Raw genomic sequence first — 23,613 nt, forward strand, 5'->3', positions numbered from 1 at the left:
GGTAGAGGGCGGATGCCTCGGACAGAACGGTGAGGGGTTATGTCAGCTCATTTTCCCGCAATGCTGTTAACGGCAACAGCATTTACATCCTCTATTTCCTCGTTTCTGCTGGCGTTTCCTGCGTTGTTTTCCATCGTCAACCCGTTTGGGGCTGCGCTTATTTTTGCGCAGGCAACGGCAGGCCGCTCGCAAACTGAAATTATGGCACTGGCGCGGCTGGTGTCTTTTTATTCCCTCTGCCTCATTATGGCTTCGCTTTGGCTGGGCAGTATGGTGCTGGCGTTTTTCGGTATTACCGTAAACGCGCTGCGGGTTGCGGGCGGGCTGGTTGTGGCTGTGCGTGCATGGGATCTGCTGCAAAGCCCGGAAACGGTTGAAGCGCAAAAGGAAAAGCAGGCCTTACAAGGTGGCCGTACGGTGATGGCCCCCAATTGGGCCGATGCTGCGTTTTTCCCGCTTGCCATGCCATTTACGGTGGGGCCAGGCACAATTGCTGTGGCTATTGCCCTTGGTTCTGGCTGCCCATCGGATGAGCCTTTTTGGGCATACACCATTGGCACCACGTTGGCTGGTGTATGCGTGGTGGCTATTGTGTGGGCCGCCTATTCTGGTGCGGATAAGCTGGTATCCATGCTGGGTGTTACCGGCACGCGTATTGTTAGCCGTATGGCTGCGCTGGTGCTGTTGTGTATTGGCGTGCAGATTCTGGCCGCAGGTGTGCAGGGCTTTGCCATAGATATGTGGCGGCACCTGCTGGCCATAAAATTACACGCGTAACGCCATTAAAGGCGTTATTCTGCCACAAGCTGGGTTACGCAGCTTTCATGCGCGCCCAGCGCGTGTTGCAGTTGTTCAAGCTGTACACTTGCTTTTTCTGCAAAGCCAAAAGGCGGCCGTATAACAAGTAAGCCTGCGCCGTTAAGCTGATCCGGGTTGTGTGGCGGCTGCATAAGTAACTCCGCCACGCAGATATTGCGGATACCGGTGGCCATTAACGTTTCATGAAAAATACGAACGGGCGTGCGGTGCTTGATGGGATACCAAATGGCAATAATGGCATTGGCAAAGCGGGCCTGAATGGTCTGTACGGCTTGTGCAAGCCGGTCGAATTCCCCCGGTTCTTCAAACGGCGGATCAATCAGAATAAGCCCGCGCTTGGCGGTTTTGGGCGGAAGCAGGGCGCGCAGGGCTTCATAGGCATCTCGCTCATGCACCGTTACATTTGGAGTGTTGGCAAATAGTCGGTAGAGGCTGCGCTTATCTTCCGGGTGTTTTTCGCAACAAATGAGTGAATCCTGCGTTCGCAGCATCTGCGCAATAATGAGCGGAGAACCGGGATAAAACTCTGGGCCGCCCGCTTGTTTTACCTGTTCCAGCCAATCTGCCAGTGGGCTGGAAGCATCTTCATGCCACAGTTTGCCTACGCCATCTTGCCATTCCTGCGTTTTTTCAGCTTCGGGGCTGTGCAGATCATACCGCCCGATACCAGCATGTGTATCCAACACCATAAAGGGTGCAGGTTTGCGTAAAAAGCTTTGCAGCAAGGTGACAAGCAAGGCGTGCTTCATGCAGTCGGCAAAGTTACCGGCGTGGTAGGCGTGGCGGTAGTTCATGTGGTGGGTGTTTCTGCTTCAAAACGGCTGGCCATGTCTTCCAGTGGCCAGCGCGGGCGGGGGCGTAGGGCGTTATCGTTTATGGGGGGCAGGTGGCGTGTGGCGGCTTCCTGCCACGTTTCCAAGGCTGCCCAACCCACCATAACGGCATTATCCGTGCACAAGCGTAAAGGGGGAGCTGCAAAGCGTAGGCCACGTTGTGCGGCTGTTTTTTCTAAAGCCGCACGCAAAACTGTATTTGCAGCCACGCCACCGGCAGCCACCAACAGTTTGGCTTCGGGCATCATATCTAGTGCGTGCTCAATACGGTTGGTCACTACATCTGCTACGGCTTGCTGAAAGGATGCCGCCAGATCTGCCGCAAACTGGCGGGGCAAAGGCGCCTTGCCAAAAGGTGCGAGCTTTTGGGAGATGGCGGTTTTTAGGCCGGAGAAAGAAAAATCGCAGCCCTCACGCCGCCAGAGGGGGCGGGGTAGGGAGACGGCTTTGGGGTTGCCTTCCCGCGCCAGTTTTTCCAGTTCCGGGCCGCCGGGCCAGCCAAGACCCAGCATTTTGGCAACTTTATCAAACGCTTCACCGGCGGCATCATCAATCGTGCCGCCTAGTTTGCGGTAATGGCCTACGCCTTCCACTGCAATACATTGGCAATGGCCACCAGAAACCAGCAGCAGCAGGTAAGGGAAGGGGGCGCCATCGGGCACAATACCGGGCAGCCGCGCCGTAAGGGCATGGGCTTCCACATGGTTGACTGCTACAAACGGAATACCCAGCGCCAATGCCAGCCCCTTGGCAAAACCGCTGCCCACAATCAGCCCGCCAATAAGCCCCGGCCCGGTGCTGGCGGCAATGAAAGACAGAGTCGCGGGGGGGGTGTTGGCATCCTGCAAAGTGGCCCGAACCAGATTCGGCAGTAGGGCCAAATGAGCGCGTGCCGCAATTTCTGGCACCACGCCACCAAAATCTGCATGCCCATCCTGAGAAATAACACGCTGCGCCAGCACGGTGCCATCAGGGGCCAAAATGGCGCATGCGGTTTCATCGCAAGAAGATTCAATGGCCAGTATTGGGCCATCTGGCCTGCGGTTTTGTGCGGTTTCGTTCATGGACGCATCATGCAAAACAGCGTATCCTTACGGTAACGCAATAGGTGGACGGGGGCGGAATGTTTTTTCGGTCGCGCAAGTTTTTCAGACCAGCCGGGCATCATCACTTCTTGTCCTTTCTCTACTCCCGGTAATAGACACTCTTATGGATTCAGCCTACCCTTCCTCATCCGCCCCTTCTCCTGCGTTGCAGGAACTTGCGGCGGAAGCGGCGGCCCGCCAGAAAAAGGCAAGTGGCCATTCTGGGCGCCGCACCCTGCCTTTGCGTGTTGGCACGCGGGGTTCGCCCCTTGCGCTGGTGCAAACGCGCGCCTTCCTTACCACACTGACACGCTTCTGCCCCGTCTTGCGGGATATGGGTGCGTTTCAGGAACACCAGATTAACACCACGGGTGATCAGGTGCAAAATCGGCGTTTGGCCGAAATTGGTGGTAAAGGCCTGTTTGCAAAGGAAATTCATGAAGCCCTAGCCGATGGGCGGATTGATTTTGCCGTGCACAGCCTTAAGGACTTGGAAACCACGCTGCCCCCCGGCCTTGTGCTGGCCTGCACCCTTAAGCGGGAAGATGCGCGTGATGCCCTTATCCTTAGCCCTGGCCTTGCGCAGTCCGACCCGGATGATCCGTATTCCGCCCTGCCAGAAGGTGCGCTTGTAGGCTGCGCATCCGTGCGTAGGCAGGCACAGATGCTGCATGTGCGGCCAGACCTGCAATTTGGCCTGCTGCGTGGCAACGTGCAAACCCGACTCGATAAACTCGCCGCCCATCAGTGTCAGGCTACGTTGCTGGCTCTGGCCGGGCTAAAGCGCCTTGGCATGGCAGAGCGTGCCAGCATTGTGCTGGACCCCACAGTTATGGTGCCAGCCGCAGGGCAGGGCATTGTAGGCGTAACCGTGCGCGAAGATGATGTTGAACTGCGCGAACTGTTATCTGCAATTGAAGATTACGAGGCCCGCGCTGTTGCCACGGCAGAGCGTTCTTTGTTGGCGGAACTGGATGGCTCCTGCCGTACGCCTATCGGTGGCTATGCACAGCTTCTTCCCGCCGAGGAGGGCAAAGACCCCAAGCTGCATCTTACGGGCCTTGTTGCGCGTGAAGATGGGTCTTTCCTGTTAAAGCGTAGCATTACTGGCATGCCGGAAGATGCTGCAAGGTTGGGTAAGGAGCTGGGTGAAAGCCTGCGCAAAGATAGCCCTTCTGATATTTTTGAGGAAAACTGAGGTAACGCCATGCGTCCGCGTGGTGTGATTGTCACACGCCCGGAACCGGGGTTGAGTGAAACAATGGCAGCCGTTGCGGATGCAGGGTGGCTGCCATTGGCCTCACCTGCATTGGTTGTGCAGCGGTATACGCTGCGTCTGCCCCAAAAATTACCCGCAGCCATATTGCTTACCAGTGGGCAGGCTGTTTCTGCTGTGGTTGTAGCCGCACAGCAGGCCAAAGCGCTGGATATGCCGGTTTACGCAGTAGGGGATCGTACAGCCCAACGCGCGCGTGATGCCGGGTTTACATGTGTGAAAAGCGCAGATGGTGATGCCCGTGCGCTTGTCTCGCTTTTACAAACCCACCAACAGCCAGAACAAGGCAGCTTGCTGCTCTGCTCTGGGGCAAGGCAGGGCGTAGAGCTTGCGGCTTGGTGCAGGCAGGCGGGGTTTAAGGTTATGCGCCGCGTTGTGTATGCGGCCAAACCGATCCAGAAAATAACCGAACAAACGCGTACAGCCATTCAGGCTGCCAAGGTAGCGGTTGTTCTGTTTTTTTCAGCAGAAAGTGCAGCAAGCTGGTTGGCAGCTTTGCCAGAAGCCGAGCAAAAGAGGCTGGCAGCGCAGGCGCGTGCGGTGGTGATATCTGGCCGTGTGGCAGATGTTTTGCGTAACGCGGGTTGGCACGATGTGCATATAGCGGCCCATGTTTCTGCCGCAGCAGTTATGGAAGTTCTGGGACTATATCACGTATAAAAAAACCTCCGCACCCGTAAGTGCGAAGGTTTTTTGCAACCCTTAAAGCAAAGGCAACGCGATTATGCGTGGCCTGCTGCTTCGGGGAATTCTGCGCGGCGTGCCTGCCACAGAGCCACAAAGTCGATCGGCTGTAGCACGATGGGCGGGAAGCCGCCATCACGCGTTACATCGCTGATGATGTTACGGGCGTAGGGGAAGATCAGGCGCGGCACTTCAACCAGCAGGATCGGTTCGATCAGTTCCTGCGGCGGGTTGGTAAGCGTTACGACAGCGGCGTAAACCAGCTCGGTCAGGAACACAGTGCGGCCAGCGGGGCCACCTTCCTTTTCCGGGGCTTCCTTGGCTTCTGCCTTAATGGACAGAACAACCTCGTAAACCATCTGGTCATCCTGCAGGCGGTTGGCCTGCACATCAATGTTCACGCCAATCTGGGGCTGGCTGCGCAGGGTGGCAAAAATTTCTGCACCAACCGGCACTTCAAACGACAGATCGCGGGTGTACTGCAAATTAACGGCAAGCGGCAGTGCGGGTGGGGCACTCTGTTCTGTTTCAGACATCGGTTCTGCTTTCGTCAGCTTCAACTTTGGATACCCTTCGCGGTAGCATGCCCGCAGGCATCCGCCAACTGTAAGCGGCATGTTTGGCAGGGTATCTGGGCTGTGCGGGGCGTTTTATGCGCGCTTAGGGGGAAAAATGTTGCCAGTCTCCATTTTCAAAACTCTCCCCTGTCAGGCTCAGCAAAAACCACCAATGAGAGACCACAAGAGTTTCGGATGCTCTGGCATCCTGCGCCATAATCTGGCGGAATTGTTGCGCCCGGTTTTCCAGGCTTGCGCTGCTTTCTGGCAGCGGAGACCACCAGTGTTCATCTATGTGGGCGAAATCCAGATGTGGCCATGCTGATGCTAAAACAGAGGCTGGTGTACCTTTATCACAGGAATACATGCCGCGTTCGCGCACAAGCGGCATAATTTGTGGGGTAATGCCCAACCGCTGCGCCAAAGGCGTGGCGGTTTGCAGCGCACGTGTGAAGGGGGAAACCAGTATGCGCCGGATTCCCCTATCCGCCAGTTTCAGGCCCAGTTCCTGCGCGTGGGCCTTGCCCTCAGCAGAAAGATGTGGGTCTTCCAACCCCGGATCTCCCCCATGAAGGTTGTAATGGCGGTTGAATTCGCTTTCGCAGTGTCGCAGGATAATCATGATACCCGCAAGGTAGGAAGCATAATGCCCCTTTAGCAAGAGGGCAGGTGATTGTATCCCCCCATGCGCGTGACTATGTGATAAGTAACACGCGATTCTCCGGTTCTGTTTCATGTACTATGGCAGAATAGGCGCAAGGTTTTTGGTGGACGTAAGACAGATGGATTTTTCTCTCGGCCATTTCCCGGTCGATCTGGTGCTTCTGGCTCTGGTTGCGGCATTTCTGGTGCTGCGGTTGCGTAGCGTGCTGGGCAAGCGCGTGGGTATTCAGCCGGTACAGGTGCAGCTTCAGGTTCGGCCGGATGCAGCGCCCAGAGTGGTGGAAGGCAAGCCAGAACAGGCCGAAGCTGCGGCGGAATTTGATATTCCTGCTCCGGGTACGCGCGTGGGCACATTGCTGGCAGATATCCGGCAGAAAGATCCTTCTTTCACACCTCAGCAGTTTCTCAACGGTGCGCAAACTGCATTTGCGCAGGTGGTGGGGGCCTATGCACAAGGCAACCTGAATGTTCTGAAAACGTACCTGACACCTGCTGTTTTTTCTGCATTTGAGGCAGGCATTACAGCCCGCACCAATGCAGAAGAAACGCAGCGGACAGATGTTAAAGCCATTCGGTCTTTGGCAATTGAAGATGTGCGTCTAACACCCATGGAAGCCGGTACGGCAGCCGCTATTGATGTGCGCATTGTTTCGGATCAGATCAGCCTTGTGCTGAACAAGGAAGGGCAGCCGGTAACAGGTACGGATGCCGTAACCGAATTTTCCGATCTGTGGACTTTTGAGCGCTTGCTGGATGTAAATGGCAGCACATGGCGCCTTGCGGCGGCGCGTAGTGCGTGAAAGCTGCCAAAGGTAACGGGGCATCCCGCGCCAACACCACCCACACCAAACCACCACGCGCCCGCCGTTATAAAATTGGGCAGCAGGAAATAGTAATGGGTGATTGCCTGCGTGCGCTCAAGCGCGTGCCGGCGGAATCGGTGGATGTGGTTGTTACGTCTCCCCCTTATAATATCGGCCTGTCCTACCGCAGTTATCCGGACAGGCGGGAAGAAGAAGATTATCTGGACTGGATGCTGGAGGTTGCGCAGCAGTTGCAGCGCATCCTTAAGGATGATGGGTCATTCTTCCTGAATATTTCCGGCTCATCCGCACAACCTTGGTTGCCGTTTGAGCTGGCAGTGCGGCTGCGTGATCTGTTTGTGCTGCAAAACCATATCTCGTGGGTGAAATCCATTTCCGTGGGGGAAGATAGCTTCGGGCACTTCAAACCCATGAACAGCCAGCGGTTTCTGCACCGCGGGCATGAACATGTTTTCCACTTCACGCTGCACGGAGATGTGCGGCTTGATCGGTTACGTGCCGGGGTGCCGTATAAGGATAAATCCAACATTGCCCGGCGTGGCCACAGGCAGGATAGGCGCTGCCGGGGTGATACATGGTTTATCCCGTATGAAACCGTGCGGGGCCGGGCAGAAAAGTTTGATCACCCCGGCACCTTCCCCGTAGCGCTGCCTGAACAGTGTATTCTGTTGCATGGGCGAGAAGGTGCGCGCGTGCTTGATCCATTTATGGGCACGGGCACCACACTGCTGGCTGCCCAAAGGTTGGGCTGTTACGGGCTGGGGATGGAGTTGGACCCGGAATACGTGGCTATTGCCCGTGCGCGGCTGAAGGATGATTTGGCGTCCTGAACGCCTCATCATCGAAAAGATCAATCATTAAAATAAAAACAATCGTTTGGACATATTGATATGTATCAAACACAATGCAGGTAACAGCGCATAAAAGCTATTCAATCAAGGCGTAGAAATTAGGAGACCGGGTTTTGAAACGATTAGTCGTGTCAGCAGTAGGTGTAGCTCTGCTGGCTTATGGTGGCACAGTCGCTTACCTGCAGCATTTTGACCACATTACAGCACCAGAATTACCAGCATCTTCCCCCACGCTGAAAGATCCCGTGGCGCTGGCAGCATTTAACGCCCTGCGTGAGGCGCGGTGTGATTACTGCCATGCCGAACAGCGCGATCTGCCGTTTTACTTCCGTGTGCCGGTTGCCAAAACGCTTATGGAAAAAGACCGTGCCAACGGGCTGCGTCATTTCCGTGTAGAACCAGTGCTGGATGCGTTTGAACAGGGCACTGTGCCTACGGAAGAGCAGCTTTCCCGCATTGAGGAAGTGATTACGCAAAACCGTATGCCACCCAACCTGTATCTGATGATGCACTGGCACGCCCACCTGTCCAATGCAGAGCGTGAAGCTGTGCTGAAATGGGTGCAGGATACACGCCGCAAAAACTACAACAACACAGGTGCGGCAGAGCAGTTTGCAGCAGAGCCTATTCGCCCTGTGCCAGAAAGCGTGGAAGCCAATCCGGCAAAATGGACGCTGGGGCGCAAGCTGTTCTTTGATAAGAGCCTGTCGGGCGATAACACGCTTAACTGCGCAAGCTGCCACGGGCTGGATACCGGCGGGGTGGATAATCTGGTTACCGCCACCGGCATTGGTGGGCAGAAAGGCCCCATCAACACGCCTACGGTGTATGATGCCTACTTTAAGATGGCGCAGTTCTGGAACGCCCGTGCCACCACGCTGGCAGATCAGGCCGCTGGCCCTGTTATGAATCCGGTGGAAATGGGCTCTCATAACTGGGAGGAAGTGGCCAACAAGCTGAACGCCAACCCGGAATACGCACCGCTGTTCCAAGAAGCATTTGGCCCCGATGCCAAGGTTGATGAAAAAACCATCACCACGGCTATTGGCGAGTTTGAAAAAACGCTGGTTACGCCAAATGGTGCCTTTGATGAATACCTTAAAGGCAAACCGGACGCCATTAGCGAGCAAGCTAAACGTGGGTATGAACGCTTTAAGGCGATTGGCTGCTCTGGTTGCCATACTGGCATTGGTGCAGGTGGGCGCGGCATGGAAATCATGGGTCTTGAAGGGGATTATTTCAAAGACCGTGGAGGCAAGCTAACGGATGCTGATGAAGGCCGTTACGCGGTGACACATGAAGCGGGTGATATGAACCGTTTTGTTGTGCCCAATTTGCGGAATGTTGAGCTGACAGGTCCATATTTCCATGATGGCAGCGTAAAAACCTTGGATGAAGCCGTGCGCAAAATGGCCCGTTACCAAACCCCGGATCAGAACATCTCTGATCAGGATGTAGCGGACATTGTGGCCTTTCTGAAAACGCTGACAGGGCGTTACGATGGCAAGCTGCTTACCAACAGCAATCCAGCCGCCAAACAGTAAATCTGGCGTAAAAAAAGCAGCCTTCTAAATGGAAGCTGCTTTTTTCTTTTCTTGAAAGATGGCCCGCAGGCAGGTGATAACCAAGCCTGACGGGCCATTTTTGGTTTTAAGGCATGAAACGTAGAGGGTGATGTGAACAGGCGTCGGCGGCACTTGCAAGAGGGGGAAAAGGCGTTATGGGCGCTTGTCATGCGGGATGTGGCCCCCCTGCATGTGGCCGAACTTGTGCCACCCGCTGCACAGAACGAACCAGAGCCACAGGCTATTCCGCGTGCGCAGGCTAAGGTGGGCAAAAAGTCTCAGGGCAGTGGGCTTATGGCGTCTTCATCTGGTGGTGGAAGAGGTGTGGCGGAAGTCGGTTATGGTTTTATGGCTCCGCGTGCTTCAACTGCGGGCCCACGTGTGCAGCAGGCTCCGCGCCCGGCAGAAACCATAGGCAAACGCCAACCCGGAGTGGATGATTACAGTTGGCGGCGCTTTACCCAAGGTAGTTTCAAAGTAGAGCGTCGGTTGGATCTGCACGGTATGGTGGCGCAGGAAGCTTTCCATCGGCTGATGGAGTTTATGGACGTGGCTACCCATAGGGGTTTGCGCTGTGTGGAAATTATTACTGGTTTGGGCACAGGGCAGGAAGGCGGAATTTTACGGCGCGAATTGCCGCATTGGCTGGAAAGGCCAGAAATCCGCCGCCGCATTCTGGGGCTTACATACCCTCATGCAGGCAACCGAGGGTCTGTTCGCGTATTACTGCGTCGGCGGCGTTGAAAGTAGCGCCGGGGGCGTGGCATCGCGCCAGCGGGGCAGGCTTTGGGCAAACCAGCGGCGCAGCGCCATCAGCACGTGTGGCTCGGGCATAAGCGTTTCATAAAACGGGATACCAGCCGTGCCAGCCAGAATGGTTTGGTTTTCTGCCAATGCGGCTTGCTGAATGGCTGGGTGGTTTGCGCATATTTCAGCCGCATGGCGCCATTGGGCAATACTGTCTGGTTGCGTAAGGGCAGGCAGCACAAGCCCAGCACGCAAGCTGCACGCTGCGGCAATGGCCCCCCAAGCAGGTAGCAGAAACGCAGGTTGGGAATATTTGTGTTCCTGTTGCAGCACAGTGAGCAGATCTGGCGGCAGATTGGGCTGGTGGATCTGCATATCGGGCCGGGCGTTATTAATAAACAGAGGCGTAAAACCCGCAGCCTGTAAGGAGGCAATACGGCTGGGATAGCTGGCATCCAGCGGCAATTGGATAACGTCTGTCTGGCCTGTCTGTAACGTGGCCATTGCGGCTTCTGGCGTGGCATGTCCGGCTACAGGCTGAGGGCGCAAGCCCAACATATCCAGCGCCAGAACGGTGGTTAGCTCTGGCCCTGTTAGTTTGGAAACAGCAACACGCGTAAGCTGCCCGGTTAGACGAGCACGGAAAGACTGATGCAGGCTTACGCGCCCTACGGCAACGCTAGGTTGTGCCACCAGAAACACCGGGGCCCAGCGTCGATAATCAAAATGAATACGCGGCCCACCCAACATGGCAGAAAGTATAGCCGTACCAGGCACCATAAGCCCAACAGGGCCGGGGGTTGTTTGCTGCTGTGTATCAAACAGATTAGCCCCGGTTATGCCATCCCATCCGGTTGTAGGGGTAAGCTGTAAAGGCGGGCTAAGGTGTAGTTCTTCTTCTAATGCAGGCGCCAGCAAACTGGCCCAACGTCCACATTCTGAAGAAGTGGCGCCACCAATAATAAGCGCAGATCCGCTATCCGCACTGGTAGAAAGAGAATCCTCCGCATGTGCTGTGTGCGTGCCCGCCATAATGGCCGCACCGCTGCCCAGCAGAGTGCTTAGAAACATGCGGCGCGAAAATTGCCGTTCAGGCATCACAAAAAGTCGGGGCTGATCAGCGTGGGGCAAGCGCGGGAGATCCTCTTCCTGTTTCTCCATCATATTAAGCGCATATGAGGGAAGAATCACGCGTGTTTTATTATGGCCATTTTACTTCGGGCGGCATGCTCATCAGAATGGCTTCTGTATGGCCGCCGGTTTTCAGGCCAAACAACGTGCCTCTGTCATGTAGCAGATTGAATTCCACATAGCGGCCACGGCGGATAAGCTGGGCCTCACGCTGCTCTGGTGTCCAGGGTTCCATCATGCGGCTGCGAATAATTTCGGGAAACACGTTCAGAAAAGCCAAGCCTACATCTTTTGTAAAGACAAAGTCTTCCTGCACATCACCACTGTTCAGCCGATCATAAAAAATACCGCCCAAACCGCGAGGTTCATTACGATGGGGTAGGAAGAAGTACTTGTCACACCATGCCTTGAAGCGCGGATAATATTCTGGGTCATGCGCGTTGCAGGCCTGCGCAAAAGCGGCATGGAAGCGCGCGGCGTCATCCTGCGCTTCTGCGCTGTCGGGAAACATGGGGGTAATATCCCCACCGCCACCAAACCAGCCTTTGGTGGTGATAATCATGCGAGTGTTAAAATGTGCGGCAGGTACAAGTGGACTGCACATATGCGCCACCAGGCTGATACCCGTGGCAAAAAATGTGGGATCTTCTGCTGCGCCGGGAATAGTGGCAGCAAATTCCGGCGTAAAGGTGCCCTGCACGGTAGAAACGTTTACGCCCACTTTTTCAAAAACACGGCCATGCATCACGCTCATCACACCGCCGCCGCCGGGGCTGCCATCTTCGTTCTGGCGGTTCCAGCTTTTGCGCTCAAAACGGCCTGCGGCTTCATGGCCGGGTAAAACGGGGCTGTTCTGTTTTACGGCGTCTTGCTCAATGGCTTCAAACGCCGCGCAAATTTTGTCGCGCAGGCTTTCAAACCATTGGCGGGCTGGTTCCCTCAGGGCTTGGTGGGCAGAAACATCAGCGGTGTTGGTGGGCGTCATGAACTGTCTTTTCCTCATCGTCCTTGCCTGAAGCTGCCATCTGCTTACAGGCTTTCAAGGGGTGCGCTTTCTGGCGCATCATTGCAAGATGAACCCGAACATCGTTAAACCAACAGCAGCTCTGCACGGGGCAGGAACATGTACCCTATAAGTGGCGTACGGGGAGAAAAGGGCAAGATGGCAGCAACACCAGCCCGCCATACGGAGCAGGCAGAAAAGGAAGCGCGTTCCTTTTTACAGCAGGCGGGTGCTTATGCACGCCATTATGGACGCCTGCCTTTGCCCGCAGATCTGAACTGGTGGTGGACCATTGGCGCCATGCTGGTGGCTGTTTTGGTGCTTATGCTATTCACGGGGCTAACCCTTACACTGGCGTACACGCCAGATGCCTCGCTTGCTTTCGGGTCAGTTGAGGCCATTGAACGCCGAATGCCTTCTGGCTGGTTGCTGCGCGCCATGCATATGACAGGGGCCTCGGTTTTTATGGCGGCCTTGTATGCGCATTTGTTGCGTGGGCTATATTACCGCACCTATTTGCCCCCACGGCGCGGGATATGGTTAAGCGGGTGTGGCTTGCTGGTTTTGGTAATGGTAACGGCATTTGCAGGCTATGTGCTGCCTTGGGGCCAGATGTCTTACTGGGGCGCAGATGTAGCCGCCAAGGCTGTAGGGGCCGTGCCATTTATAGGGCAGGGGCTGGAACAGGTTTTTCTGGGAGGTGAAAGCCCGGGCACGCCCACATTGCACCGTATGTTCACCCTGCACTTTTTGTTGGCATTTGTTATTATTGGGTTGGTTTTGGTGCATGTTGCTGTTGTGCATGCAAAGGGAAGTTCCAGCCCTTCCGTTCAACCCGAAATACGCCGGAAATATCTGCCATTTTACCCGTATTTTACCACGCGGGATATTCTGGCCATATTGGTTATGGCCTTGGGTTTTGTAGCAGTGATGTGCTTTTGGCCGGGGCTGATAACAGAGCCAGCCAATTATCGCCCAGCCAACCCGTTGCATACTCCAGCCGATATTGAACCCGAATGGTATTTTCTGCCGTTTTACGGAATGTTACAGGTTGTGCCTTCCAAGTTTTGGGGGCTGCTTGTTTCTGGCGGTGCGGTGGCCGTGCTGTTTGCTGTGCCGTGGTTGGATAAAGGAAGCCGCATAGCAAACAGCGGTGTGGCACGGTTAACGGATGCCGGGGCACTGCTGGCATGCGTAGGGGCGGCAGTTACTGCCGCAGCGGCTGGCGTGCATCATGCCCAAGGTGGGTGGCTTCTGGCGGGGCAGGCTGCCTGTTTGGTTTATTATTTGTATTTTCTGGTTTTTCTGCCCTTACGCACCCGTTTTGCCGGGAGGGAAGCATAATGGGGCAGAAAATACGCCATACATTCTGGTTCCATGCCGGAGGGATGGTGCTTTTAGGTGCTATGCTGCTGGGGCCAGACATTACGCAGTCTGCACATGCGCAACCTGTTAAAGCGCCTGTGCAGGATTGGTCTTTTAAAGGGGCGCTGGGGCATTTTGATCTGCCATCTGTGCAGCGAGGATACGCCGTGTTTGCCGGGGTATGTGCCTCGTGCCACAGTTTGTCTGAAGTGCGTTTTTCTGATCTCACAGATATGGGGCTGACACTGGAAGAAGTGGGAGCTGTTGCCGCAACATGGCAGGTGGCAGACGGGCTGGACGCCGAAGGGCGGCTTAAGCACCGTAATGCCCGGCCAGACGATGCGCTTTCATCCTCCTATTCCGGGCCGGAAGCTGCGCGTGCGGCCAATGGGGGCGTGGTGCCCCCTGATCTTTCGCGCATTGTGCAGGTTTACCCCGGTGGGGCAGATAGGCTTTTTGCGCTGCTCACGGGCTATAAGCCAAATGCGGTGCGTGTGCCGGGCAAAGGGTTTGCCAATTCCTTCGCTATTGGCCATTACACCGCCATGCCGCCGACTTTGCGTGAAGGTGCGGTAAAATATGCAGATAACACCCCCGCAACCGTTACGCAGGAAGCGCGGGATGTTACCACTTTTCTTGCGTGGGTTTCTGCACCGCATCAGGATACCCGCCGCCGTGTTGGCATAGGTGCAGGTTTGTATCTGTGCTTCCTTGCCGTGTTGTTTGTGATTTTAAACCGGAGACTCTGGTCGCATGTCAGAAAATGAAACTGTGGAACCCGTTATTGGCCTGATAGGCGGGTCTGGCCTGTATGATATTGACGGGTTGGAAGAAAAGGAATGGCGCACGGTAGAAACGCCTTGGGGCCTGCCTTCTGACCAGCTTCTTTTCGGGCGGCTGGATGGCGTGCGCTGCGTGTTTCTGCCGCGTCATGGCCGCGGGCACCCCATTCCACCCTCACGCCTGAATTATCGGGCCAATATTGCCGCCATGAAGATTTCTGGCGTGACAGACATTGTCTCACTTTCCGCTGTGGGGTCTTTGAAAGAAGAACTGCCGCCGGGGCATTTTGTGGTGATTGATCAATTTATTGATCGCACTATTGCACGTACCAAAAGCTTTTTTGATACAGGCTGTGTCGCGCATATTTCCATGGCAGACCCATTGTGCAACCGTGTGGGCGATGCGCTAAAGGCACAGGCAGATAAGCTGGGCATTACCGCAGTGCGTGGCGGCACCTATCTGGTTATGGAAGGCCCGCAGTTTTCAACCCGCGCAGAAAGCGAACTGTACCGGAGCTGGGGTTGCTCCGTTATCGGCATGACCAACATGCCAGAAGCCAGCTTAGCGCGTGAAGCCGAAATGTGTTACGCCACGGTGGCTATGGTGACAGATTATGACTGCTGGCACACGGAGCACGACAACGTAACCGTAGAGAGCGTTGTAAAAACCATGCAGGCGAACTCGGCTAATGCCAAAGCGCTGATTAAAGCTGTTATTCCTGCTTTGGGTGGCAAGCGCCATAGCTGTAGCGCAGGCTGCGATCATGCATTGGAACACGCTATCATGACAGCGCCTTCTGTGCGTGACCCGGAACTGGTGGCAAAGCTGAAAACCATTGCGGGCCGCGTTCTGTAAAATTGTAAATACAAGGCATGAAGTATCAGGTTTTTAGTGCTTCATGCCTTAAGTTTTTAAGGTTTCCTTAAAAGCAGGAAAACTGTGGCGCATGGCAAAATCAGCCCGAATATCTGTCTCTTTGCTTATGGTGTGTTTGTTTGCTGGCACTGTGTCTTCAGCGCAGGCGCATCGGGTTGTAAGATTTTGCAAACCGGATGATTTATCGGTGCAGTTTGATAACGGGCAAGGTGAGTTTGATGGCATGTCCCACAGCGGGGCATGGGTTGTTCTTTTTAACCGCAGTGCTACGCGCTGTGCTGTGCCTGCGTTGCCGGTTATACAGCTTGAAAATGCTCAGGATCATGTTCTTGCGATAGGTAAAGCAGCGCAACTTGCCCCTAACCAACAGCCGAGCCAGAAAATACTTAAACCCCACATGCAGTGGCGGGCCAGCATGTATTGGGTTTCTGGCAACGTGTATGATGAGGGCCAATGTGTTTCACCCACTCGTGCTGTGTTGAAACTTCCTCTGGGTGATGTGGTCGTTAATTTTCCAGCACGCACATTATGTGGGCCATCCCAAATGCCGCTTACGTTTGAGCAAGGGCAATTGCAGCAGGCAGCGCGTTAACAAGGCAAAGCATGTTCAAAACCTAATGCTGTGAGTATTGCAGCGGCATCAGGGGTGCACTGTTTTTTATTGCAGGCTGTTCACCTTTTCCGATTTCTCCTTTAGGACGCCTCCAAACCTTTAACCGGAGAGCCGGATAGTTATGCCGCATGTTTTCCTTCCTGTACTGGCGTTTGCTGCTGCGTGGGGTGTTCTTGTTTTAACACCGGGCACGGAAACGGCCCTTATTATCCGGCTAAGCATCAGTGTAGGGCGTACAACCGCTATTGGTGCGGTGCTTGGCATTGCTGCTGGCCTTACCTTGTGGGGGATTGGCACAGCAGTTGGGTTAAGTGCGCTTATTGCGGCATCTCATACATTGTATCTTGTGCTGGAATGGGCCTGCGCAGGATATCTGCTCTCTTTAGCTTTTCGGTTGTTGGTTAATGTCCTGCGTTCCACGCCAGAGACAGAAACAGATTCCGAAAATAAGGCCCCCAAAGCATTTTGGTCTGGCTTCCGGCGTGGGATGTTTACCACAATTTTAAACCCCCTTGTTGGGGTGTTTGATCTTACAGCCTTTCCACAGTTTATTCCCGCAGATGTTAACGCCGTAACATACGCGCTTTTACTGACTGTGGTGCAGGCTGTGTTAACACTGACATGGTATTTTACATTGGCCTTTACAGCACTGTTCTTTAGCCGCTTTCTTACTAACCCGTTTGTTATTCGTGTTCTGGATGGGTTAACGGCCTTGGTTTTTATTATTTTTGCCGTAAGGCTTGTTATAAGCGGCTAATGGAGAACGGTTAAGAAAACTTTCGGAATCTCTTCATATTTTTCTGAAAACGGGATTCCTTGGTTTTCTGCTGCATGGCAATTAAATGCCGGAAAGCAACAGACATAAGCGCACAGCCAATAACAAACCCTACAAGGGTGAACATTACCAAGGCAGATGTGCTGTAAACAGCCCACGATCGGGTATCGGGCAGGGCATCCCATATGGGTTTCAGCCAGCTTATACTGTGCGGATCATGCACAGGTATGTTCGCACGCAGCATGGCATCCTTAATAATTACCATTAAGGTTAGGGGTAATGAAAGCGCCATTAAAAAAGCACCAGATACCCATAGCAGAATGTATCTTCGTTCCTCTGTGCACATTTCATTTTTTCCCTTACATGTTCTTGAGATCATGCAATTGTGCATAAGTAACGCCACAGCTCTGCTTGAAGTTGCGTGCTACGGAAAGGCAGGGAGATACTTTGGCTTTCTGTTGCAAAGTATTTTTTGAGTATCTATTGAAAATAGTTGAAAGTTTTTGTTGAAACGGCAAGCTAAAATAAATTACGGCGGATAGGCCTGCGTGTAGCAGGCCCTCCACCATAAAATTTTAGAGGTGTGTGAACAGGCTTTTTTCCGATAGGCGAGATTTGGGCAGCTTGGCGTTAAAATCTGCATCGGAATGATAACCGAGAGAAACCAGAACAGCGGGGGTAAGCCCTTTTTCTTTCAGCCCCAGTTCTTTATCCAAAACGGCGGCATCAAACCCTTCCATAGGTGTTGCATCTACCCCCAGAAACCCGGCTGAAAGAAGCAGAAAGCCGAGTGCAATGTATGTCTGCTTTTGTGTCCATGCCGTTAGATCGCCTTCCTGTTCATGCAGGCCGACAAAGGTGTTCCGCCCTTTGGTAATGGACTCTTTCGTGGCGTCATCTGCATAGCGTCCGTCTATCTGCTCCTGATCGGTAATGGTCTGGAGGTATTCGGCGGGCAGGCTGGTGCGAGCGCAGAGCGCGATAACGTGGGATGCATCTGTAACGCGTGAGAGATTAAAAGCGAACGGGCCGCTGGTGGCTTTGGCAATACGGGCTTTGCCTTCATCATTATCAGCAACAAAAAAATGCCACGGCTGAGAGTTTACGGAAGAAGGGCTATAGCGCAGCGCTTCCAGTAACTGGGCAAAGATATCTACCGGAATTTTGCGGGTTTTATCGTAAGCTTTGGTGGTATGCCGATGGGTAAGGGTTTTAAGAAGCGTCACGGCTGCTCTCCTAAGCTTTATCAAGGGGGTAACGGTAAGCGTAACTTCGTAACCCCAAAAGGTCACGGGGCTTTGCGTTAATAAATGCTATGCTGTGGAATATGCAGCCAAAATAGAGTGGAAGTTTGGCTGCAAAAAGCGGCTTACAGCATGGTGTGCGCTACGCGGCAAGCTGCCAGATCCCATACTGCGCATCCAACGGATTTAAAGAACACGGGCTGCGTTGGGTCTGGGGGCGTATCCAGTGCTTGTGCCAGTGCGTGCACATTGTTCCAGTTTACGCCTGCTTGCAGAATGTCTCCGGCTTCTGTTGGCGCGCCAACGGGGTCATCCACATAAAGCTGGCTGGCACGTACAGTCTGTGGCGCAATTTCTGCCATATCGGGGCGGTAGGCGCCTACGCCAATAACAAGGCAGTGCGGATCAGCTTTTCCATCATAAATGGGGGTTGTGCTGGCTGTGGTGGTTATCACAACGTCAAACGGAGTTTCTCTGGGGGCTTCTGGGCGTAGTGTCAGTAAGTGCGTTGCGTGCTGCTTGCAAAAATGCTCTGCTCGTTCTGGGGTGCGGCCACGGATAATAACCTCGATGCCCGGATACAGGGCGCAGAGCGCCTCTACATGCGCAAAGGCTTGGGTGCCTGTGCCAATAAGCAACACCCGATTGACTGCGCCAGTAGCAAATGTGCGTATACCCAGCATGCTTATGGCTGATGTCCGGCGCATTGTTACGGTGGGGCCATCCAGATTGAAAAGGAAGCGCCCATTATGTGCATCTGCGCATGTAATGATGCCCTGTATGGTGGGAAGGTGGAGCGCAGGATTGTTGCCAAAAATTGTGAGTATTTTGGTGGCAATCAAATCTTCCGCCACGGTTGGCATACACATGAGCGTGCCATTGCCATCTTGGGTAGGAACAACGGTGCGCGGAGGGCAGGTAATGGCACCGTTTGCGTAATCGCGCACGGTGCGGGCCAGCATGTTCACCAATGCAGGGAATGGTAAAAGTGCCTGTGTTTCTGGCGCACCATAATATTGCATGTGGGGTGTGTTCCATATTTTCAGTTCAGGACGATGGCGCGGATTGCACTGCGCAACACAATGCACGTCAAGGTACAAGAACCTGAAAAATATGGCGCGCTACAGTGTTGAGGTGGTGCCAGTGCGTAATCATTCGATGAATTGGAAAGATTCTGAATAATTCTGGCGGAGGTATATCAGCTATGTGGAATGTGATCGAAACTGCTGTGGTCTAGGAACGCTGTCTCTGTGGGATAGGACTGGGAAGCGTTGTGATGATATTCATTATGGAAATGACCGTAATAGGGTTTGTAGCATCTCTGCTGATAGCAAAAACAACTGATGCCTTAGCCAATGTTGTCAATATCTGGCCTGAAGATTGGGGATGATCTTCTTTATCAAGAGGATAGAGCGTTAACGCGATGTTTCCGCTTATGTGCGGTCGCCTTGTAAAAGCAACTTGTGGGCCGATAAGGTGTTTATACGTTAACAGGTAGGGGAGAAGCATGGTGCAGCGCGTAATTGCCGGACTGGTGCTTGTTGGCCTTCTGCCTATAAATGCAAATACTGTGTGCGCTCAGAATACGGGCCAGAATCAGCCAGAAAAACCGCCCACCACCTATTACTGGCATAACTGGGCGGATCATAACGGCGTAAGCCATATGACAAAGTGCCCACTCCATCATTATACTCTCAAGACAATGAACAAGCCTGCGGCACCTCAATGGTCAGATGAGCTTTTCAAAGGAGAAGCCCGGATTATTTCAACAGTGCAGCCCGACCACTGGAACGGTGTTTGGCATACTGATCCCAAGGTGCAGTGGATTATTCCACTGCAAGGCACGTGGTTTGTTCAGGCAATGGATGGCACACGTGTTGAAATGGGGCCGGGGGATATATCTTTAGGTGAAGATCAAAGGACACTCCCTGATGCGCAGGGGCATAAAGGACACTTGGGCGGGAATGTGACATCCGGCCCGGTAACGCTGATGGTGATTCAGTTGGCCGAAGCGCCTACAGTGGATGAAGCATGCCGCTTCAAATAAAACATCAGGCTTGAAGCACTTAAAATAAGGCGCAAGTGAACATAACGCGCACATCACTGGGGTGTGTCGTCAGTTAGTTCCTCATGATGGTTGAAACGAGTTGGACGGCTGTAAGGAAGGTTGATTCCGGCTTGTTGTGAAGTGGAAAAAAGATTGTCACCTGCGATGACGCTGCTTCGGTTGGCACGATGGGAGGTAGACACCCGCCGTATCTTCAAAACGATCCGGATGCGCCGTAAGAGGCATGGACACAACATCATCTCTCCGATGGTCAGTATAGACGAACGTCAAATAGTAAGACCGGTCGTCGTTCGAAGGATCGCCATCAAACATTTTGTTCCATTCCAGCAGGTCGCGCCGCAGCGGCGATCCGTCGCCGCTGCTTCGGGTCCAGACCGCTGACACACAGGTTGAAACACGCTCGACGCGCACGATCAACCGCCCATTGAGAAACGCTTTTCCATCGAGCTCCTCATTGAGCACCGTGCTGAGATTGTAGGTCAGCTCCTCTAGGGACTCCGGCCTAGCGCCCGCGTAGGCGGTGCCGCCGATACAGAGGGCGCAAATCAGACTTAGGATAGCGCGGATCATTAATATCGTCCTTCCAGTAGAAGCATGGCCTCGTCGTGCCGTCTTTTGACCAGACCATTCATGATTTTGCCTTTCGAGCGCACCTGCTTCTCGATTATCTGTACGGCCTTGCGTTTGTCGCCGCTGTTGATAGCAGCACGGACACCCGGCCAACCTCGTCCTGGATTGTAGACGAACGAGACGAGGGCATTGAACTCGTTTTGTGTCAGGTAGACATGGATGCCCCGACGAACGATCGCCTCATAGCTCGGGAGATTGACCTGTAGAAGGCGTCTCTGCTGATCGTCCGTCAGATTGACGAGATTTTTATTATCCCGTGCGAACTTTCTGGCCGCTTCGCCACGCAGGCCAGCACCCGCTGCCACGCGAGACACCAGACTAGAGTTGATGCCGATATCCCGCAATTTCTGCTCGACCTTCGCCCGGGAACGGTCGCGCATGTCATAGCCAGGTCCAAGCGTTACTCCAGACGCCCCGCCCGGCCAGTGCAGATGGTTGCTGACACCCCTTTGCTCTTCATGGCGTTCAATAAAACCGCGTCCTTGAAGCGATGTCTTAGTCGCGCTGGGAGCACGTGACGATTCTGACGATGACCGGGTGTAGGACGGATTACAGGTACAGTTTGAGCCAGACATGTTTCCTCATTTCTTGTGGCTTGATGCCACAGGTAAGCTAAAAAGTTAATCAGCATGTAGCCAGACCTTTGGCCCGGTTAGGGGGGGGGCTGGTTTGGCAGATAGCGTCTGACGATGCTGATGCGTTGGTATTCGATATGATGTGTTCTGCAATGCAGACACAAAAAGCCCGCCGGGTCAGGGGGCTTTGCGTGGCGTGATTGATCCTTGCCATAGCAATTTTGGAGAGGATCATGATTTTGTTGGAAAGTCCGGATCAGTGAGCAGCACTGCCGGAACTGTATTTAATATGTAGCAAAAACCGCGCGCGGATACCAAGTGGGAAATAGACTGGCTGAACGCCACCAATGTCTCGTTTTGAGAAATTTTTAGTCACTTGCACATTTCCAACATGAGGGCGGAGCAAAGCGCTTTTATCTGTTCACGCGGCTCTTGGTTGCGATAAGTGGAGCGATCAGATATTTTTCTGCCTTAATCTGTGGGGACAAAGCACAATGACTTCTCCCTTTTTTCCGGTCTGATTACTATTCAGGAACAGGTGGATGGGGAAATTTCGACGCTCTCGTTTTTTCGGATCACTGGTTGAACCGCGCAAAGACCGGGAAGGCTGGCTTCCCCAGCGTAAATTCGATCGACTGTGCCGCAGGGAATATGCCGCGTGGCGCATGTGGCGCCGCTTAAGAGGCATTGCATTGATAATCCTCTGCTTTCTGGGCTTCTGGGCCATGACTGCTGTATCATCGTTTCTAAATGGTCATCGTCAGTCATTGCCAGCACATGTTTCGCATCATCACAAGCAGCATATGGCGAAGACACACGGCATCCACGAAAGCCGCACGTAGCGCACGCTGATGTAAGATTTCTGCTTTTCCGGGGTACTCAAATCCTCTTTTCGGGGAGACCTGCACAAATATATTCATTCATTTAAGCAGTATGTCTGATTCATCATCTTCTGTTCATGTCATTTCAGGTCTTCCTAGATCTGGATCTACTCTTTTAGCAGCACTGCTGCGGCAAAATCCTCACATCATTGCTGCACGTCACAACACGCCCGTAATGCCAATGCTCATTCGGATAATGTCTCTTATGAGTGAGGGAGAATACCGGACAGAATTCAAGAACGGACAATGGCAGCAATTGATGCGGGGTATTGTTCGTTCTTATTTAAACCCCGGTGCCCAGAATCATGTCATGCTAGACATCAATCGGGAATGGTGCGCGCACGCTGGATTGCTAAATAGTCTTTATCCGCAGGCAAAGATTATCTGCTGTGTGCGTGATCCTGTCTGGATACTTAACTCGTTTGAACATCTTATCACACGGGACCCTTTGTTGGGATCACAGTTGGTGCCGATTGCACATCGAGGAAATCAGCATGACCGTATTGATTACCTCGTATCGCGTGATGGGGCCTTCGGTTATGCGTGGCGGTTAGTAACAGAAGTATTTTTTGGCCCATTTTCGGATAAAGTTATTTTTGTAGACTATGATAGGTTCGTTAGGGAACCTGGATTTGTCATGGAGCGCCTCACTCAACTCTTGGGTATTCGTCCTTTTGCATATAATTTTGAGCATATAGAAACACCGGATGCTGCTGCATTTGATGCCGCACTTGGCACTCCAGGCTTGCATTGTCTGCACCAAAGTGTGGTGGCCAGTCGAAAACGATTGATTTTGCCGCCTCATATCGTGGAGCGCATGGCACATCAGATGTTCTGGCGAAAACCAGATTTAAATTCAGGAGGCGCCGTAGTTATCGCCTGAGACGAGGTATCCGCCGGAGTTCGGAAGGATTGATGCCAAATTGCTTACGAAACGCTGCTGAAAAATGCCCAGGATTTGCATAACCTAGCCGTGTTGCAATGGTTAGTATGGATTCATCATCTTTAACAAGCTGACGGTAAGCTTCGTGCATGCGTTCTTTTTGAAAAAGTGCGTAGATGGTACTGCCAAACAGCATACGAAAATGTCGTTGCAAGCGTGAGACGCTCATTCCCGCATGACGGGCAAGCTGATCCACGCGGGGTGGCGATGCAAGATCTGCCAGCAACATATCGCGGGTATCGTTCAATCTGCGTATTTCGCGCTCGGATAACGAGATATTGGGAGGTGTAATATGGCAGATCTGTTCAATGAGCGACCCCATAAAAGACAGGCTTTGTCCGAGCATTTGCAACTGGCTGCCTGGCTGTTTAGGGCTTGTGCTTACGCTTCGTAATGCATTTGCAAAAGAAAGAAGCTGCCGTCCGCCACGAACCTGATTAAAATAATGGCCAGAACGCAGTTTCTGATCAAGACATGTTGCATCTTCAGCTGACAGACTGGCCAGAGTTGTGGGGCTGAGTGTGATTGTTACGCCAGTTCCGGCCCCGGCTGTTTTTGTAAAATCAATGCGACATCCAGGACGATATGCAACATAGGCATCATCGGGCCTGCTTAGGGTATCGTAAGTTGTCAACCCATCCCAACACCGTGTTGCCATATGAGAATTTCCGCCTGTGTAGGCTCCAAAATAGATCAGGTCATCATCATGGTAGGCGGAATAGCTGAAGTCATGTTTGGTTTGTGCGTCCCAATACAGGATTTGTAGGCCGGTCTGAAGAGCAATCAAGCGCGTATAAGCGTTGAGTCTTATCATGGAAGATT

The 23,613-nt window shown here is 53.4% G+C and carries 26 protein-coding genes; 14 read left to right on the forward strand and 12 right to left on the reverse strand.

The features are described 5' to 3' along the window. The first annotated feature begins 39 nt into the window (after positions 1-39). Complete coding sequence (locus WG31_RS04450) at positions 40-777, forward strand: MarC family protein (protein WP_006116198.1); 738 nt, start codon at positions 40-42, stop codon at positions 775-777. 14 nt (positions 778-791) lie between these two features. Here the strand turns inward: WG31_RS04450 and WG31_RS04455 are convergent, their stop codons facing one another. Together WG31_RS04455 and tsaD are read right to left on the reverse strand one after the other, a co-directional pair. Further along, entirely contained in the window at positions 792-1,613 is an 822-nt protein-coding gene (locus WG31_RS04455) for a 23S rRNA (adenine(2030)-N(6))-methyltransferase RlmJ (RefSeq protein ID WP_063353761.1), read from the reverse strand. Beyond that, on the reverse strand, positions 1,610-2,716 hold the full coding sequence (tsaD, locus tag WG31_RS04460) for a tRNA (adenosine(37)-N6)-threonylcarbamoyltransferase complex transferase subunit TsaD (RefSeq protein WP_063353762.1): 1,107 nt from the start codon (positions 2,714-2,716) through the stop codon (positions 1,610-1,612). Before tsaD ends, WG31_RS04455 begins: the two co-directional genes overlap by 4 nt. Positions 2,717-2,861: 145 nt before the next feature. Between tsaD and hemC the strand changes: the two genes are divergently transcribed. Then, positions 2,862-3,935: a hydroxymethylbilane synthase gene (gene hemC / locus WG31_RS04465; RefSeq protein ID WP_035353999.1), complete on the forward strand. Its 1,074-nt coding sequence runs from the start codon at positions 2,862-2,864 to the stop codon at positions 3,933-3,935. Positions 3,936-3,944: 9 nt separating this feature from the next. Next, positions 3,945-4,673, forward strand: coding sequence for a uroporphyrinogen-III synthase (locus tag WG31_RS04470; RefSeq protein ID WP_063353763.1), 729 nt, complete (start codon positions 3,945-3,947; stop codon positions 4,671-4,673). Positions 4,674-4,735: 62 nt separating this feature from the next. Here the strand turns inward: WG31_RS04470 and secB are convergent, their stop codons facing one another. Further along, on the reverse strand, positions 4,736-5,233 hold the full coding sequence (gene secB / locus WG31_RS04475) for a protein-export chaperone SecB (protein WP_003628317.1): 498 nt from the start codon (positions 5,231-5,233) through the stop codon (positions 4,736-4,738). A 124-nt stretch (positions 5,234-5,357) separates the two neighbouring features. After that, positions 5,358-5,990, reverse strand: a complete 633-nt coding sequence (locus WG31_RS04480; RefSeq protein WP_006116191.1) for a histidine phosphatase family protein — start codon at positions 5,988-5,990, stop codon at positions 5,358-5,360. A gap of 46 nt (positions 5,991-6,036) precedes the next feature. Between WG31_RS04480 and WG31_RS04485 the strand changes: the two genes are divergently transcribed. The 4 genes from WG31_RS04485 (at position 6,037) to WG31_RS04500 (ending at position 9,901) form a co-directional block, all read left to right on the forward strand. Further along, a complete protein-coding gene (locus WG31_RS04485; protein WP_035353993.1) occupies positions 6,037-6,717 on the forward strand; it encodes a Tim44/TimA family putative adaptor protein in 681 nt (226 codons plus the stop codon). After that, entirely contained in the window at positions 6,714-7,571 is an 858-nt protein-coding gene (locus tag WG31_RS04490; protein ID WP_006116189.1) for a DNA-methyltransferase, read from the forward strand. Before WG31_RS04485 ends, WG31_RS04490 begins: the two co-directional genes overlap by 4 nt. A gap of 134 nt (positions 7,572-7,705) precedes the next feature. Continuing rightward, positions 7,706-9,136, forward strand: coding sequence for a cytochrome-c peroxidase (locus tag WG31_RS04495; protein ID WP_063353765.1), 1,431 nt, complete (start codon positions 7,706-7,708; stop codon positions 9,134-9,136). A gap of 132 nt (positions 9,137-9,268) precedes the next feature. Next, positions 9,269-9,901 carry a Smr/MutS family protein gene (locus WG31_RS04500; RefSeq protein WP_063353766.1) on the forward strand — a complete coding sequence of 211 codons (633 nt, stop codon included), beginning with the start codon at positions 9,269-9,271 and terminating at the stop codon, positions 9,899-9,901. Here WG31_RS04500 and WG31_RS04505 read toward each other — a convergent pair. Further along, positions 9,881-11,095, reverse strand: a complete 1,215-nt coding sequence (locus WG31_RS04505) for a hypothetical protein (RefSeq protein WP_063353767.1) — start codon at positions 11,093-11,095, stop codon at positions 9,881-9,883. The genes WG31_RS04500 and WG31_RS04505 overlap by 21 nt on opposite strands. Before the next feature lie 10 nt (positions 11,096-11,105). Then, a complete protein-coding gene (gene hemF, locus WG31_RS04510) occupies positions 11,106-12,020 on the reverse strand; it encodes an oxygen-dependent coproporphyrinogen oxidase (protein WP_063353768.1) in 915 nt (304 codons plus the stop codon). Between the two features lie 138 nt (positions 12,021-12,158). On the opposite strand from hemF, the gene WG31_RS04515 reads away from it, so the two are divergent. From WG31_RS04515 to WG31_RS04535, 5 genes are all read left to right on the forward strand, one after another. Continuing rightward, positions 12,159-13,382, forward strand: coding sequence for a cytochrome b (locus tag WG31_RS04515; RefSeq protein WP_063353769.1), 1,224 nt, complete (start codon positions 12,159-12,161; stop codon positions 13,380-13,382). After that, a complete protein-coding gene (locus WG31_RS04520; RefSeq protein WP_082823230.1) occupies positions 13,379-14,170 on the forward strand; it encodes a cytochrome c1 in 792 nt (263 codons plus the stop codon). Before WG31_RS04515 ends, WG31_RS04520 begins: the two co-directional genes overlap by 4 nt. Beyond that, entirely contained in the window at positions 14,157-15,041 is an 885-nt protein-coding gene (locus WG31_RS04525) for an S-methyl-5'-thioadenosine phosphorylase (protein ID WP_063353770.1), read from the forward strand. The genes WG31_RS04520 and WG31_RS04525 overlap by 14 nt, the downstream gene beginning before the upstream one ends. Positions 15,042-15,132: 91 nt before the next feature. After that, positions 15,133-15,654: a DUF4232 domain-containing protein gene (locus WG31_RS04530; RefSeq protein ID WP_063353771.1), complete on the forward strand. Its 522-nt coding sequence runs from the start codon at positions 15,133-15,135 to the stop codon at positions 15,652-15,654. Between the two features lie 142 nt (positions 15,655-15,796). Further along, on the forward strand, positions 15,797-16,432 hold the full coding sequence (locus WG31_RS04535) for a LysE family translocator (RefSeq protein ID WP_063353772.1): 636 nt from the start codon (positions 15,797-15,799) through the stop codon (positions 16,430-16,432). Between the two features lie 10 nt (positions 16,433-16,442). Here the strand turns inward: WG31_RS04535 and WG31_RS04540 are convergent, their stop codons facing one another. From WG31_RS04540 to WG31_RS04550, 3 genes are all read right to left on the reverse strand, one after another. Beyond that, entirely contained in the window at positions 16,443-16,796 is a 354-nt protein-coding gene (locus WG31_RS04540) for a hypothetical protein (protein WP_035353987.1), read from the reverse strand. 229 nt (positions 16,797-17,025) lie between these two features. Next, positions 17,026-17,676 carry an oxygen-insensitive NAD(P)H nitroreductase gene (gene nfsB, locus WG31_RS04545; protein ID WP_063353773.1) on the reverse strand — a complete coding sequence of 217 codons (651 nt, stop codon included), beginning with the start codon at positions 17,674-17,676 and terminating at the stop codon, positions 17,026-17,028. A 143-nt stretch (positions 17,677-17,819) separates the two neighbouring features. Then, positions 17,820-18,716: a delta(1)-pyrroline-2-carboxylate reductase family protein gene (locus WG31_RS04550; protein WP_063353774.1), complete on the reverse strand. Its 897-nt coding sequence runs from the start codon at positions 18,714-18,716 to the stop codon at positions 17,820-17,822. 485 nt (positions 18,717-19,201) lie between these two features. Here WG31_RS04550 and WG31_RS04555 point away from each other — a divergent pair, with 485 nt between their 5' ends. Further along, positions 19,202-19,741, forward strand: a complete 540-nt coding sequence (locus WG31_RS04555) for a cupin domain-containing protein (protein WP_063353775.1) — start codon at positions 19,202-19,204, stop codon at positions 19,739-19,741. Between the two features lie 156 nt (positions 19,742-19,897). Here WG31_RS04555 and WG31_RS04560 read toward each other — a convergent pair whose 3' ends face one another. Beyond that, complete coding sequence (locus tag WG31_RS04560; RefSeq protein WP_063353776.1) at positions 19,898-20,332, reverse strand: hypothetical protein; 435 nt, start codon at positions 20,330-20,332, stop codon at positions 19,898-19,900. After that, positions 20,332-20,772 (reverse strand): glycoside hydrolase family protein, encoded by a 441-nt coding sequence (locus WG31_RS04565; RefSeq protein WP_063353777.1) that lies wholly within the window; start codon positions 20,770-20,772, stop codon positions 20,332-20,334. The genes WG31_RS04560 and WG31_RS04565 overlap by 1 nt, the downstream gene beginning before the upstream one ends. 1,128 nt (positions 20,773-21,900) lie before the next feature. Here WG31_RS04565 and WG31_RS04575 point away from each other — a divergent pair. After that, positions 21,901-22,731, forward strand: coding sequence for a sulfotransferase family protein (locus WG31_RS04575; protein ID WP_063353779.1), 831 nt, complete (start codon positions 21,901-21,903; stop codon positions 22,729-22,731). Here the strand turns inward: WG31_RS04575 and WG31_RS04580 are convergent. Continuing rightward, positions 22,721-23,605, reverse strand: coding sequence for a helix-turn-helix transcriptional regulator (locus WG31_RS04580; RefSeq protein ID WP_238332842.1), 885 nt, complete (start codon positions 23,603-23,605; stop codon positions 22,721-22,723). The genes WG31_RS04575 and WG31_RS04580 overlap by 11 nt on opposite strands. Positions 23,606-23,613: the final 8 nt, after the last annotated feature.

The sequence above is a fragment of the Acetobacter oryzifermentans genome (genome assembly GCF_001628715.1).
Classification (GTDB): Bacteria; Pseudomonadota; Alphaproteobacteria; order Acetobacterales; family Acetobacteraceae; genus Acetobacter; species Acetobacter oryzifermentans.